Raw genomic sequence first — 14058 nt, 5'->3', positions numbered from 1 at the left:
AAAAAGGGCCTGAAGAACGAGCCTTCAGGCCCTCAAAAGGTGAGAGGTGTCTAGTCCCTCAACCTGGTGAGCGGTGCAACAAACACTTAGGCCTTCAACGGGACCAAGCGTGGAGCGATCATGTTTTCGGGGCGCAGGATGTCGTCGAGCATGGCGTCGTCGAGCAAGCCTTCTTCGCGCACCAGTTCCAGCACGCCGCGGCCGCTTTCAAGGGCGATGCGCGCGATGCGGGTGGCGTTTTCGTAGCCGATGTAAGGGTTCAGCGCGGTGACCAGGCCGATGGAATGTTCCACCAGCTCGCGGCAGCGCGCTTCGTTGGCGGTGATGCCGACGATGCAATGCTCGCGCAGCATGTCCATGGCGCGTTGCAGCAGGCGGATCGAGTCGAAGATCTTGAACGCGATCAGCGGCTCCATCACGTTCAACTGCAGTTGGCCGCCTTCGGCTGCCATGGTCAGCGCCAGGTCATTGCCGATGACCTGGAATGCCACCTGGTTCACCGCTTCCGGGATCACCGGGTTGACCTTGCCGGGCATGATCGAGCTGCCTGGCTGGCGTGCCGGCAGGTTGATCTCGTTGATCCCGGTACGTGGGCCGCTGGACAGCAGGCGCAGGTCGTTGCAGATCTTCGACAGCTTCACGGCGGTACGCTTGAGCATGCCCGAGAACAGCACGAAGGCGCCCATGTCGGAGGTGGCTTCGATCAAGTCGGCAGCCGGTACCAGCGGCTGGCCGCTGATCAGGGCCAGGCGTTGCACGGCCAGGGCCTGGTAGCGCGGGTCGGCATTGATGCCGGTACCGATGGCGGTGCCGCCCAGGTTCACTTCGGTCAACAGCTCCGGCGCCAGGGTTTTCAGGCGGGCCAGGTCTTCACCGAGGGTGGTGGCGAAGGCGCGGAATTCCTGGCCGAGGGTCATCGGTACGGCGTCTTGCAATTGGGTACGGCCCATTTTCAGCACATGCCCGAACTCGACGCCTTTGGCGGCGAACGCCTGGATCAGGCTGTCGAGGCTGGCCAGCAGCGCGTCATGGCCCAGCAGCAGACCCAGGCGGATCGCGGTCGGGTAGGCGTCGTTGGTCGACTGCGCCATGTTCACGTCGTTGTTGGGGTGCAGGTATTGATACTCGCCTTTCTGGTGGCCCATGGCCTCCAGCGCGATGTTGGCGATGACTTCGTTGGCATTCATGTTGGTTGAAGTGCCGGCGCCGCCTTGAATCATGTCCACCACGAATTCTTCGTGGAAATCGCCGCGGATCAGGCGGGCACAGGCTTCGCTGATAGCCGCGTGCTTGGCTTCGCTGAGTTGGCCCAGTTCGCGGTTGGCGTCAGCGGCCGCTTGCTTGACCATTGCCAGGCCGACCACCAATTTCGGGTAATGCGAAATCGGAACGCCTGAGAGGCGGAAGTTATTCACCGCTCGCAGGGTCTGGATGCCGTAATACGCTTGAGCGGGTACTTCGAGTACGCCAAGCAGGTCTTTTTCTGTGCGGAATGATGCAGCGGAGGACATGACGGAAATCATCTCGATATGGACCCGGAACTGGCCGGAACGCTGCGAATGCTAGGCTTGTAGAAGTTTTTGGGCCAATGCTGTTAAACACTGGCCTATGCACAAACGGCATAATGTGGATGTGACCCGGTTACCATGACGGGCGTGTGTGCCAAAATGGTGCATTCCCGTGGAGGCAGTGATGAACCTTGAAAGCAAATGGCTGGAAGACTTCAGCGCCTTGGCGGCGACGCGCAGTTTTTCCCAGGCGGCGGAGCGGCGCTTTGTCACCCAGCCGGCGTTCAGCCGACGCATTCGCAGCCTGGAGGCCGCGTTGGGCCTGACCCTGGTCAACCGCTCGCGCACGCCGGTGGAGCTGACGGCGGCGGGCCAGTTGTTCCTGGTCACCGCCCGCACGGTGGTCGAGCAGCTCGGTGAAGTGCTGCGCCATTTGCATCACCTGGAAGGCGGGCAGGGCGAAGTCATGCAAGTGGCAGCCGCGCACTCCCTGGCGCTGGGCTTTTTCCCACGCTGGATCGCGCAGTTGCGCAATGAAGGCCTGAACATCGCCACGCGGCTGGTGGCGACCAACGTCGGCGATGCCGTGCATGCGCTGCGCGAAGGCGGTTGCGACCTGATGCTGGCGTTCTATGACCCGGATGCGGCGATGCAGATGGACGCGGAGATCTTCCCGTCGCTGCACCTGGGCAATACCGAAATGCTCCCGGTGTGCGCCGCCGATGCGGATGGAAAGCCATTGTTCGACCTCGAAGGCGAGGGCAGCGTGCCGTTGCTGGCCTACAGCGCCGGCGCGTTCCTGGGCCGTTCGGTGAATTTACTGCTGCGCCAGCGCGCCTTGCGTTTCACGACGATCTACGAGACGGCCATGGCCGACAGCCTCAAAAGCATGGCGCTGGAAGGATTGGGTATCGCCTGGGTGCCGCAATTGAGCGTGCGGGCGGAACTGGCCCGAGGCGAATTGGTGGTGTGTGGCGGAGCGCAGTGGCACGTGCCGCTGGAGATTCGGCTGTACCGCTGTGCGCTGGTGCGCAAGGCGAATGTGCGGTTGTTGTGGCGCAAGTTGGAAGGTGGCGCGGCGCAAGGCACCTGAATGCGATCCCTGTAGGAGCGAGCTTGCTCGCGAAAAACCTGAGAGCGCCGCATCCATTCAGAACGCCCGCGTCATCGTTGGCGATCTTCGCGAGCAAGCTCGCTCCTACAGGGTCAATAAAACCGCCACTTTGCACCGCTGGGCAGATGGTCGTCCAAGGGGCTGTTTATCTGGATTATTACGGTATACTGCGCGGCCTTCGGCCGGTCCAACCGGCCTTAATTCGTACACCAAGCCACGCCGGATTTCCCGCGTGGCTTGTTGTTTTTTGACGCGCCTGCGGGCGCCCAGAGAGAAGAGGCACGACGATGAGTGCATTGGTTGGCGTGATCATGGGCTCCAAGTCCGATTGGTCCACCCTTAGCCACACCGCCGATATGCTGGAAAAACTCGGCATTCCGTATGAAGTGAAGGTGGTCTCCGCCCACCGCACCCCGGACCTGCTGTTCCAGTATGCCGATGAAGCAGAATCCCGTGGCATCGAGGTGATCATCGCCGGTGCCGGCGGTGCGGCGCACTTGCCAGGCATGTGTGCAGCCAAGACTCACCTGCCCGTGCTGGGCGTTCCGGTGCAGTCGTCGATGCTCTCGGGCGTGGATTCGCTGTTGTCCATCGTGCAAATGCCCGCCGGCATCCCGGTGGCGACCCTGGCGATCGGCAAGGCCGGCGCGATCAACGCCGCGTTGCTGTCCGCCAGCATCCTGGGCGCCAAGCATCCGCAGTTTCATGCGGTGCTGAAAAAATTCCGTGCTGAGCAGACAGACAGCGTGCTGGACAATCCAGACCCACGTATCGCCTGAGGTTGTTGACGATGAAAATCGGTGTAATCGGTGGCGGCCAGTTGGGCCGCATGCTCGCTCTGGCGGGAACCCCGCTGGGGATGAATTTCGCTTTCCTGGACCCGGCGCCGGACGCTTGCGCGGCCGCCTTGGGTGAACACCTGCGCGCGGACTACAGCGACCCGGACCACTTGCGCCAATTGGCCGACGAAGTCGACCTGGTGACCTTCGAGTTCGAAAGCGTCCCGGCCGAAACCGTGGCCTTCCTGTCGCGGTTCGTACCGGTGTACCCGAGCGCCGAAGCCCTGCGCATCGCGCGCGACCGCTGGTTCGAAAAGAGCATGTTCAAGGACCTGGGCATCCCGACGCCGGCCTTCGCCGATATCCAGTCCCAGGCGGACCTGGACGCCGCCGTCGCCAGTATCGGCCTGCCGGCCGTGCTGAAAACCCGCACCCTGGGCTACGACGGTAAGGGCCAGAAAGTGCTGCGCACCGCTGCCGATGTGGCCGGCACCTTCGCCGAGCTGGGCAGCGTTGCCTGCCTGCTGGAAGGCTTTGTGCCGTTCACCGGCGAAGTCTCGCTGATCGCCGTGCGCGCCCGTGATGGCGAAACCCGTTTCTACCCGTTGGTGCACAACACCCACGTCAACGGCATTCTCAAGCTCTCCGTGGCCAGCACTGACCACCCGCTGCAGGCGTTGGCCGAAGATTACTCCAGCCGCGTGCTCAAGCAGCTGGATTACGTCGGCGTGATGGCGTTCGAGTTCTTTGAAGTCGATGGTGGCCTCAAGGCCAACGAAATCGCCCCGCGCGTGCACAACTCCGGGCACTGGACCACCGAAGGCGCCGAGTGCAGCCAGTTCGAAAACCACCTGCGGGCGGTGGCGGGCTTGCCGTTGGGCTCCACGGCCAAGGTGGGCGAGAGCGCCATGCTCAACTTCATCGGCGTGGTACCGCCGGTTGAGCGGGTAATGGCGATCGACGATTGCCATGTGCATCACTACGGCAAGGCCTTCAAGGCCGGGCGCAAGGTGGGTCACGCCAACCTGCGCTGCAAGGACCGCGCGACCCTTCAGGCGCAGATTCTCAAGGTCGAAGCCTTGATCGCCGAACAATAAGCCGCGCCGCCACGGGAACCATTAAGGCTCGGCGTCTCTCTGATTGCAGGATGCCAAAGTCTGACTAGGCTTTGGCATGTCTCATACCAATCAGAGGGAAATGCCATGGGTATTATCGGAACCATTTTTATCGGCTTGATCGTCGGCCTGCTGGCGCGTTTCCTCAAGCCTGGCGACGACAGCATGGGCTGGATCATGACCATCCTGCTGGGTATCGCCGGCTCCCTGGCCGCGACCTATGGCGGCCAGGCCCTGGGGATCTACCAGGCCGGTCAAGGCGCAGGCTTTATCGGCGCGCTGGTCGGTGCCATTGTGCTGCTGGTGATCTACGGCCTGATCAAAAGGAAGTAACCAGCCGACAAAGTCCTCTGCGCTGCGCAGGCGCAGAGGGCTAGAATGCTCGCCACCTGAACTTGCCGAGCCTCTGCATGCGCCATCTTTTGTTGACTCTCCTCTTGCTGGGCCCAGGCCTGGTACACGCTGGCGAACTGCCGGAAACCGACTGGCTTGACCTGATGCCGCTGTCGGATCAGAAAGCCCTCGAGGCCATGCCCGAGATCGATCACAACTCCCCCGAAGCCCAAGGCACCTTTACCGATAAAGGCGGCCTGAAGCAGAGCAAAGGCTTGCCGGCGGTGATGTATTCCACCAAGACCGTGGCGGCCATGAACGGCAAGAACATCCGTATCGGCGGCTACCCGGTGCCGTTGGAAACCGACGCCAAGGGCCGCAGCACCCTGTTTTTCCTGGTGCCCTACCCAGGCGCCTGCATCCACGTGCCGCCACCGCCGCCTAACCAACTGGTGCTGGTGCGGTATCCGAAGGGTTTGAAGCTGGAGGATATCTATACGCCGCTGTGGGTCACGGGCACGTTGAAGGTAGAGAAGGTGAACAACGATCTGGCGGATGCGGCGTATGCACTGGATGCAGGGAAGGTGAGGGTGGTGAAGGAGTCGGATCTTTAAACCACACCACAAATCAATGTGGGAGGGGGCTTGCTCCCGATAGCGGTGTATCAGTCACCTATGAATTGACTGAACCACCGCAATCGGGGGCAAGCCCCCTCCCACATTTTGTTCTTCATCTACAGGGCGATAGCATTGATGCTCACGCCGAGAGTGTGGCTTTCACCGGGTGCCAAAGTCACCACATCTTCCAGCACATTCGCCGTCTCGATGCACAGCATCCCCTGCCAGCCGTCGTCGGCCATGTCATCGAAGGCCTTGGCGCGTTCGGTCCAGGGGTTCCAGACCACCGTCGACTTCGAACCCTGGCTGGTGAGTTGCACACGGCGTCCCCAGTCTTTATCGACAATGCTCAGTTCAGCCGGCGTATCCAGATAGATGCGGTCGGTCTCGGCGGTGAAGTGCAGCAGGCCGGATTGTTGTTTCTCGGACCAGCCAGCGGCGGTGTCGATGTACGCCGACCCGTCCAGGCCTTCGACCTGCACGTTGCGCACATTGCTGACGGCGAAGTAGGTGTGCAGCGCCTGGCTGAGCGTCACCGTGTCAGTGCCACGGTTATGGCTGGTCAGGTGGATATGCAACTGATCGTCCAGCACCAGGCTCAGCTTCAAATCGACCGGATGGGGCCAACCAGGAAAGCCGCCGGCGGGTACCGGCAGCACAAGGTCTACCCGCAGCGCTTGGCCTTGCAACTCGGTCGCGGCTAATTCCCACAGCGCCGTACGCACAAAACCGTGGGCACCGGCCGGCTGATCGCTGTGGCGCATGGCCTTAACACTCTGCGGGTTGCGGTCGAATACGCCAAACCATGGCCAGCAAACCGGTACGCCGGTGCGGATGCCTTTGCCTTTTTTGAACACCGCTTCAGGATTCGGCCAGATCAGCGGCTGCTCGCCGTCGCGCTGGTAGCTGAAGAGATGCGCGCCCTGTTGGGCCACCATCAATTCGGCGCCGTTGTGGCGGATGCGCCAGCAGTCCAGCTCGTCGATTGTCACGGTTTCAACGTGGGGCGTCGGCATAACAAAGCACTCTCAGTGGCAGGCAATGGGGCAATTGACCGTCAAAACCCGGTGAGGTTTAACGCGCGCGCGACGGAACCGAGCGCGTGCGGCCACTGCCATCGATGGCGACGAACACGAATACCGCCTCGGTGACCTTGCGCCATTCGCTGGACAGCGGGTCGTCGCTCCACACTTCGACCATCATCTGGATCGAGCTGCGGCCGATTTCCAGGGCCTGGGTATAGAAGGACAACTGCGCGCCCACCGCGACCGGTACCAGGAAGGCCATGCGATCAATCGCCACGGTCGCCACGCGCCCGCCCGCGACCTTGCTGGCCATGGCAGTGCCGGCCAGGTCCATCTGCGCGACCAGCCAGCCACCGAAAATATCGCCAAAACCATTGGTTTCACGCGGAAGCGCGGTGATTTGCAAGGCGAGATCGCCTTGCGGGATAGGATCTTCTTGTTCGAGTTCGATCATGCCGAGGGTGCCTCTGACCCGTGACGCTTCATGGGTATTTCAAGTGGATAGCCGTCTTCTGGAAAAACGTTTCAGCACCAACATACACCGCTCGATGCGTTTCTCGTAAGGCGAACTAAAGGGAAACTCTGCCAAATCGGCTGGATGGCGCCCAACAACGTTTTGGCACAGCAGCCCCTCAAGGCTGGGGTTTCTGCGCTTGCACGGGCGAGTATATCGAGACGCTGGCGCGACGACGACCACCTGAGGCTCATTTGGTCGGTAAATAGACGCTGTATCGGGGCTTTTGCGCGCAACTGTTCTCATGGCGCTGTGCTTTTTCAAGCGATTTGCTATCTTGCCAAACCCGCCGCAAGTCACAGGCGCGCAGTCCTTTACGATGACTACTATAAGAGAAGCCTTGCCATGTCCTCCGTGCCCGCAAGCAGCGCGCAACCTTCGCGCCCGCTGACCCGCAACGACTACAAAACCCTGTCGCTGTCTGCCTTGGGCGGGGCGCTGGAGTTCTACGACTTCATCATTTTCGTGTTTTTCGCCACGGTGGTCGGAAAACTGTTCTTCCCCGTCGACATGCCCGAATGGCTGCGCATGATGCAGACGTTCGGCATCTTCGCCGCCGGCTACCTGGCTCGCCCCCTGGGCGGGATTATCATGGCGCACTTCGGCGACCTGCTGGGCCGCAAGAAAATGTTCACCCTGAGCATCTTCATGATGGCCGTGCCGACCTTGATCATGGGCCTGCTGCCGACCTACGCGCAGATCGGCTTGTGGGCACCGCTCCTGCTCCTGCTGATGCGTATCATCCAGGGCGCGGCGATTGGCGGTGAGGTTCCCGGCGCCTGGGTGTTCGTCTCCGAACACGTGCCGCCACGCCATATCGGCTACGCCTGCGGCACGCTGACCAGCGGCCTCACCGCCGGTATATTGCTGGGTTCGCTGGTGGCCACGGCGATCAACTCGATCTACAGCCCGGAGCAGGTTTCAGAGTTTGCCTGGCGTATTCCGTTCCTGCTCGGCGGCGTGTTCGGCTTACTGTCGGTGTACCTGCGCCGCTGGCTGCATGAAACGCCGATCTTCGCCGAAATGCAGCAACGCAAGACCCTGGCCGCCGAGCTGCCATTGCGCGCGGTACTGCGCGACCATCGTGGCGCCATCGTGTTGTCGATGCTGCTGACCTGGCTGCTGTCGGCGGGCGTCGTGGTGGTCATCCTGATGACCCCGACCGTGCTGCAGACCGTCTACCACTTCAGCCCCACGGTGGCGTTGCAGGCCAACAGCCTGGCCATTGTCACCCTGAGCCTGGGCTGCATCGCCGCCGGCGCACTGGCAGACCGCTTCGGCGCCGGCCGGGTGCTGATCAGCGGTTGCGCCTTACTGCTGGCCACGTCCTGGACGCTTTATCACAGCCTGATGGCCCATCCGGACTGGCTGTTCCCGCTGTACGCCTTGACCGGCCTGTTTGTAGGCACTATCGGCGTGGTGCCTTACGTGATGGTGAAAGCTTTCCCACCGGTGGTGCGCTTCAGCGGCTTGTCGTTTTCCTACAACGTGGCCTACGCCGTGTTCGGCGGGCTGACGCCGCTGGCGGTGTCGCTGCTGATGAAGGAGAGCCCGATGGGGCCGGCGTACTACGTGGCTGTCCTGTGTGTGATGGGGATGGTGGTGGGTGGGTATCTGTGGAAACGCGGGCGTTGAGCGATTAGGAGGCCTTCTATGTACACGGATGTACCTTCGAGCTGGATTTTACGGGGGGCGCCATGTGGAGAGCCTTGTCTGGCATTCTGATGCTGGTAAACGAGCTCCTCCCGTGAGCATGTTATCCAGGGCCATTGCTGCGTCGCGGGTGTTGATTACTTGGTAGTCGACCATAAGATCGAGCAACCAAAGTGCACCGTGCACTTGCAGGCCGTCTCGAATTGCCTGGCGGCGGAGCTTCCCATCACCCGTCAGTAACGGCCTGCCGGTTGCTTGTGCCAGTAGGTAGCAGGAAACGTCAGCCAATGAGCTGTTGTTGTGTTCGACTTTGAGTTCTACGAGCTTTCTTACGCCTTTGTCATCGAATGATTCGACAAGCAGGCCCCGCGCGAGCAGCTCGTCACGGGGAAAGTCCTCCAGTTCGTGCATGACGAAATCAGTGCAACAAAGAGTGAATGGCAGTCTGAACATATGATCCAGCAATCCAGCGTTTCTGAAGTCAATCCAGATGTTGGTGTCGCTGATATAGATCAGGCTCATGCACTCTCCAGTGAGCCCAGAAAATTGGGATCCAGAGCTTTCACTGGACGACGCAGTAACTCAGCCGCTCGTGACTTGGTAATAAGACCCTCTGCCAACCCCCAAAATACCAGTGATTCGAAACGCTGAGGGGGTTTGCAAGGCAGCGGTTCAGGCTCCGCCTTTCGCCAGCCATTGCTGCTGAATTGAATAGTCAGGGACTTATAGCCACCTTCACCCAACAGGTTGAGGTCTTTCAAACGACGGAGCGCCGCATGCATGGATAGCCCGTATTGCCGTTTGACGATCAAAAGCTCACGGGGGTGAACACGTGATCGCTGATGGCTGCCAAAGTCTCCGGTGACACTTTTAGCAGGATAAAGAAAAGCCCCTGCAAAGCGGTGGCAGCAGTTTTCCTTATCGCGCTCGGACATATCATCTGGCAGGCGCATCACCCAATGTCCCAATTCATGGGCTGCAGTGAAGCGAATGCGCTCACCGGGTCGTTGCGCATTCAATGCAATCAACACGTGTTGGCCGTCATGAGTAGCTGCACAGGCGCCATCAAAATCATCAGGGCCGTTCAGCATCACTACCTTGATGCCGTGCTCTTCCAACTGCTCGGTCAGATGGGCGATAGGATCTTCACCGATGTCCCAATATCGGCGGAGCTCATCTGCCGCCCGTTCAGCTTCGCCAATAGACGATACCGACAACATCTGCGCAGGCGTTTTAGCAGTTTGGATGTCCACCGGGTCGAAGCACTCTTCAAGGGCGATATAACGCTCCAGATGCTCTCGAATCTGCTCCTCGACTTGGACCTGACGGTATCGCGGCATCTTCGCCAGCTTACGAAATTCCAGCGGAGCGAGTGGCAATGCCTGGGTACGGAAAAAATACTCCGGGCTCACCTCCAGCGCCTTTGCCAATTGCAAAAGGCGCTGGGAGTTGGGGGTACTCGACCCTTTTTCATATTTGCTCAGACCTTGCTTGGTTATATCGCCAAGACTGAGCGCGAGCGCTTCCAGCGACATACCACGCAACAACCTTGCGCGGCGAATTCGATCATTAATCATGTGAGATCTCCTTAGGTTGACAAGGCTATGCTTTTGTATTTGTTTGTCAACCTAAGGCCTATGTTGGCTGTTCGAATCCCGGCGGGTGAGTTTGCGTTGGCGCGAGGGAGGTTAGTAAGGCTGGTTCCGAGCGACAACCCTAAATAGCTGTGGGAAATCTCCGGTTAACAATTACAGAGTGTTTCTAAACCATAGGCCCATGACGCTCATTTGCTCATGCAACCCAGTATTTCCGAGCGTTTGCCTCTCAAATGCCCGTCCTCTTCCAATACTGGCCTTTCATCTAATTGTCACATTCCAGACATAGAGTGTTCACACGGCCTACCGATACTTGGCCCCGATCCAACTATCCCTATCTGCTAGGAGTAAGGCATGAAACTGAAGCGTTTGATGGCGGCAATGACGTTCGTCGCTGCTGGCGTTGCAACTGCCAACGCGGTGGCTGCTGGTGTTGACCCGGCCATCCCGGCTTACGTGAAGACCACTGGTGTGTCGGGCAACTTGTCCAGCGTCGGTTCCGATACCCTGGCCAACCTGATGACCCTGTGGGCCGAGGGTTACAAAAAGGAATACCCGAACGTCAACATTCAGATTCAAGCTGCCGGCTCCGCCACTGCGCCACCTGCGCTGACTGAAGGCACCTCCAACCTGGGCCCGATGAGCCGCAAGATGAAGGACACGGAACTGGCGGCCTTCGAGCAGAAGTACGGCTACAAGCCAACCGCTATCCCGGTTGCCGTGGACGCCCTGGCGGTCTTCGTGCACAAGGACAACCCGATCCAGCACCTGACCATGGAACAGGTCGACGCGATCTTCTCCTCGACGCGTCTGTGCGGCGCCAAAGCCGACGTGAAAACCTGGGGTGACCTGGGCGTGACCGGCGATCTGGCCAACAAGCCGGTGCAACTGTTCGGTCGTAACTCGGTGTCCGGCACTTACGGCTACTTCAAGGAAGAAGCCCTATGCAAGGGCGACTACAAGCCTAACGTGAACGAACAACCGGGCTCGGCTTCGGTCGTGCAGTCGATCAGCTCCTCGCTGAACGGCGTCGGTTACTCGGGCATCGGCTACAAGACCGCCAGCGTGAAGACCGTGGCGTTGGCCAAGAAAGGCAGCACTGACTTCATCGAAGACACTGAAGAAAACGCCCTCAACGGCAAGTATCCGCTGTCGCGTTTCCTCTATGTGTACGTCAACAAAGCTCCGAACAAGCCGCTGGCTCCGCTGGAAGCTGAGTTCGTGAAACTGGTGCTGTCCAAGCAGGGCCAGGAAGTGGTGGTCAAGGATGGCTACATCCCACTGCCAGCCAAAGTGGCCGCCAAGGCCCTGGCTGACCTGGGTCTGAAAGAAGGCAACTAAGCCTGCTTTACCTGGTGTAGCAGCGGGCCCTGTGGGAGCGAGAAATTGGCTCCCACACACGGCCCCTGCAGCCCTAATTTTCTGTCCGCTGCCAGCTTTGCTACGCGGCGGATTTCTTGCGTCACTGCATTGTCATCTTTCTGTCATACAGGATCGCTAGGGTGTGCGCATGAATGATCTGGCCAATTCCACCATGACGACGACTTCTCCCCCCAAGCGCATTGATTTCAATACGCCTGAGCTGCAACGCAAGCGCCGCATTCGCGCGCTCAAGGATCGTTTCACCCGTTGGTATGTACTGGTCGGCGGTCTCGCTGTGCTGGCTGCCATCACCCTGATTTTCTTCTTCCTCGCCTATGTCGTTGCGCCGCTGTTTCAAGGCGCCTCGCTGACCAAGGAAGACGCGCTGACGCCCGCCTGGATGCAGGACGCCGGCAAGCCGTTGCTGATCTCGCTTGAAGAACAGAACCAGGTCGCCATGCGGGTTTCCGACAAGGGCCAGGCACTGTTCTTTGAAGTCGACACCGGCGCTGAACTCAAGCGCGTAGACCTGCCACTGCCGGCCGGTACCCAGGTGGTGTCCATCGGCGAAGACCAGCCGGGCAGCCCGCTGGTGATCCTGGGTCTGTCCAACGGCCAGTCCATGGTGTTCCGCCACACCTACAAGGTGTCCTACCCGGACGGCAAGAAAACCATCAGCCCTGCGATCGAATACCCCTACGGTGAAACGCCGATCGTACTGGATGAGGCCGGCCGCCCGTTGGAGCACGTCGCGCTCAATGCCACCGATACCTCCCTGGTGGTGGCCGGCTCGGCCGGTTCGCATTTGAACGTGCTGACCCTGAGCCGTGAAGAAAACATGATGACCGGCGAAGTCACCAGCGAGCAGAAGCGTGTCGAACTGCCGCAAATGACCGAGCCGGTGAAGGCGATCTTCATCGACCCACGCCAGCAATGGTTGTATGTGATCAACGGTCGAGCCCTGGCCGATGTGTTCAGCCTGCGCGACAAGAGCCTCAACGGTCGCTACAAACTGCTTGAAGACGGCAATGCCGAAGTCACCGCCAGCACCCAGCTGGTGGGCGGCATCTCGTTGATCGTCGGTAACTCCAAAGGTGGCCTGGCCCAGTGGTTCATGGCCCGCGACCCGGATGGCGAACAACGCCTGAAGCAAATCCGGACCTTCCAGATGGGCACTGCGCCCATCGTGGAAATCACAGCTGAGGAACGTCGCAAAGGCTTCACCGCCCTCGACGCTTCGGGCCAGTTCGGCGTGTTCCACAGCACCGCGCACCGCACCTTGCTGGTCGACCCGGTGGTCGACGGCCAGGGCGTGTTCGGCCTGTCACCACGGGCCAACCGCGTGATCGTCGAGGCCGGTGGCAAGCTGCAACCGCTGCTGCTCGACAATCCGCACCCGGAAGTATCCTGGAGCGCGCTGTGGAGCAAGGTCTGGTACGAGAACTACGACGAGCCTAAATACGTCTGGCAATCGACCGCCGCCAACACCGACTTCGAACCCAAGATGAGCCTGGCGCCGCTGACCTTCGGTACGCTGAAGGCCGCGTTCTACGCGATGTTGCTCGCCGCGCCGCTGGCCGTTGCCGCCGCCATCTACACGGCTTACTTCATGGCCCCGACCCTGCGCCGCAAGGTCAAGCCGGTGATCGAGTTGATGGAAGCGATGCCGACGGTGATCCTCGGCTTCTTCGCCGGCCTGTTCCTGGCGCCTTATGTGGAAGGGCACTTGCCGGGGATTTTCAGCCTGCTGATGCTGTTGCCGATTGGCATCCTGGTGGCCGGTTTCGTGTTCAGTCGCTTGCCTGAATCGATCCGCCTGCGCGTTCCCGATGGCTGGGAAAGCGCGATCCTGATCCCGGTGATCCTGTTCGTGGGCTGGCTCTCGCTGTACATGAGCCCGTACCTGGAAACCTGGTTCTTCGGTGGCGACATGCGCATGTGGATCTCCCATGACCTGGGCATCACCTATGACCAGCGCAACGCCCTGGTGGTCGGCCTGGCCATGGGCTTTGCGGTAATCCCGAACATCTACTCCATCGCCGAAGATGCCGTGTTCAGTGTGCCGCGCGGCCTGACCCTGGGCTCTCTGGCCCTGGGTGCCACGCCTTGGCAGACCATGACCCGCGTGGTCATCCTCACCGCCAGCCCGGGCATCTTCTCTGCCCTGATGATCGGCATGGGCCGCGCGGTTGGCGAGACCATGATCGTGCTGATGGCCACCGGTAACACGCCGGTGATGGAGATGAACCTGTTCGAAGGCCTGCGCACGCTGGCGGCCAACGTCGCGGTGGAAATGCCGGAGTCGGAAGTGGGCGGCAGTCACTACCGCGTGCTGTTCCTCTCGGCGCTGGTGCTGCTGCTGTTCACTTTCATCATGAACACCCTCGCCGAGCTGATTCGTCAGCGTCTGCGCAAGAAATACTCGTCGCTTTAAGAAAGGTAG

At 60.4% G+C, this 14058-nt stretch carries 13 protein-coding genes; 8 read left to right on the top strand and 5 right to left on the bottom strand.

Annotation, left to right across the window (positions count from 1 at the left end; genetic code table 11):
- Window positions 1–86: 86 nt before the first annotated feature.
- Window positions 87–1511, bottom strand: coding sequence for an aspartate ammonia-lyase (aspA, locus tag C4J88_RS26900; protein WP_124368861.1), 1425 nt, complete (start codon window positions 1509–1511; stop codon window positions 87–89).
- A gap of 181 nt (window positions 1512–1692) precedes the next feature.
- On the opposite strand from aspA, the gene C4J88_RS26895 reads away from it, so the two are divergent.
- The 5 genes from C4J88_RS26895 (at window position 1693) to C4J88_RS26875 (ending at window position 5463) form a co-directional block, all read left to right on the top strand.
- A complete protein-coding gene (locus C4J88_RS26895) occupies window positions 1693–2601 on the top strand; it encodes a LysR substrate-binding domain-containing protein (RefSeq protein WP_124368860.1) in 909 nt (302 codons plus the stop codon).
- A gap of 308 nt (window positions 2602–2909) precedes the next feature.
- Entirely contained in the window at window positions 2910–3401 is a 492-nt protein-coding gene (purE, locus tag C4J88_RS26890) for a 5-(carboxyamino)imidazole ribonucleotide mutase (RefSeq protein ID WP_003195648.1), read from the top strand.
- Window positions 3402–3412: 11 nt separating this feature from the next.
- Window positions 3413–4498, top strand: coding sequence for a 5-(carboxyamino)imidazole ribonucleotide synthase (locus C4J88_RS26885; RefSeq protein ID WP_124408529.1), 1086 nt, complete (start codon window positions 3413–3415; stop codon window positions 4496–4498).
- Window positions 4499–4603: 105 nt separating this feature from the next.
- Window positions 4604–4849, top strand: a complete 246-nt coding sequence (locus tag C4J88_RS26880) for a GlsB/YeaQ/YmgE family stress response membrane protein (protein ID WP_057006311.1) — start codon at window positions 4604–4606, stop codon at window positions 4847–4849.
- 77 nt (window positions 4850–4926) lie between these two features.
- A complete protein-coding gene (locus C4J88_RS26875; protein WP_124365022.1) occupies window positions 4927–5463 on the top strand; it encodes a DUF3299 domain-containing protein in 537 nt (178 codons plus the stop codon).
- A gap of 119 nt (window positions 5464–5582) precedes the next feature.
- Here the strand turns inward: C4J88_RS26875 and C4J88_RS26870 are convergent, their stop codons facing one another.
- Together C4J88_RS26870 and C4J88_RS26865 are read right to left on the bottom strand one after the other, a co-directional pair.
- On the bottom strand, window positions 5583–6482 hold the full coding sequence (locus C4J88_RS26870) for a D-hexose-6-phosphate mutarotase (protein ID WP_124368858.1): 900 nt from the start codon (window positions 6480–6482) through the stop codon (window positions 5583–5585).
- A 58-nt stretch (window positions 6483–6540) separates the two neighbouring features.
- Window positions 6541–6945 carry an acyl-CoA thioesterase gene (locus C4J88_RS26865; RefSeq protein ID WP_003176975.1) on the bottom strand — a complete coding sequence of 135 codons (405 nt, stop codon included), beginning with the start codon at window positions 6943–6945 and terminating at the stop codon, window positions 6541–6543.
- Window positions 6946–7350: 405 nt separating this feature from the next.
- Between C4J88_RS26865 and C4J88_RS26860 the strand changes: the two genes are divergently transcribed.
- Window positions 7351–8640 carry an MFS transporter gene (locus tag C4J88_RS26860; protein ID WP_124365020.1) on the top strand — a complete coding sequence of 430 codons (1290 nt, stop codon included), beginning with the start codon at window positions 7351–7353 and terminating at the stop codon, window positions 8638–8640.
- A gap of 48 nt (window positions 8641–8688) precedes the next feature.
- On the opposite strand, the gene C4J88_RS26855 is transcribed toward C4J88_RS26860, so the two are convergent.
- Together C4J88_RS26855 and C4J88_RS26850 are read right to left on the bottom strand one after the other, a co-directional pair.
- A complete protein-coding gene (locus C4J88_RS26855; RefSeq protein WP_124408528.1) occupies window positions 8689–9180 on the bottom strand; it encodes a type II toxin-antitoxin system VapC family toxin in 492 nt (163 codons plus the stop codon).
- On the bottom strand, window positions 9177–10235 hold the full coding sequence (locus tag C4J88_RS26850) for a helix-turn-helix domain-containing protein (RefSeq protein ID WP_124408527.1): 1059 nt from the start codon (window positions 10233–10235) through the stop codon (window positions 9177–9179). Before C4J88_RS26850 ends, C4J88_RS26855 begins: the two co-directional genes overlap by 4 nt.
- 372 nt (window positions 10236–10607) lie before the next feature.
- Here C4J88_RS26850 and C4J88_RS26845 point away from each other — a divergent pair, with 372 nt between their 5' ends.
- Both C4J88_RS26845 and C4J88_RS26840 read left to right on the top strand, forming a co-directional pair.
- Window positions 10608–11594, top strand: coding sequence for a phosphate ABC transporter substrate-binding protein PstS (locus C4J88_RS26845; protein ID WP_124365019.1), 987 nt, complete (start codon window positions 10608–10610; stop codon window positions 11592–11594).
- Between the two features lie 421 nt (window positions 11595–12015).
- Window positions 12016–14049: an ABC transporter permease subunit gene (locus tag C4J88_RS26840; RefSeq protein WP_164487700.1), complete on the top strand. Its 2034-nt coding sequence runs from the start codon at window positions 12016–12018 to the stop codon at window positions 14047–14049.
- Window positions 14050–14058 lie beyond the last annotated feature (9 nt).

The organism is Pseudomonas sp. R4-39-08 (assembly GCF_003852275.1).
Taxonomy (GTDB): domain Bacteria; phylum Pseudomonadota; class Gammaproteobacteria; order Pseudomonadales; family Pseudomonadaceae; genus Aquipseudomonas.
The sequence above is the reverse complement of the archived record's forward strand: the minus strand, read 5'-3'. Positions and strand labels throughout refer to the sequence as shown.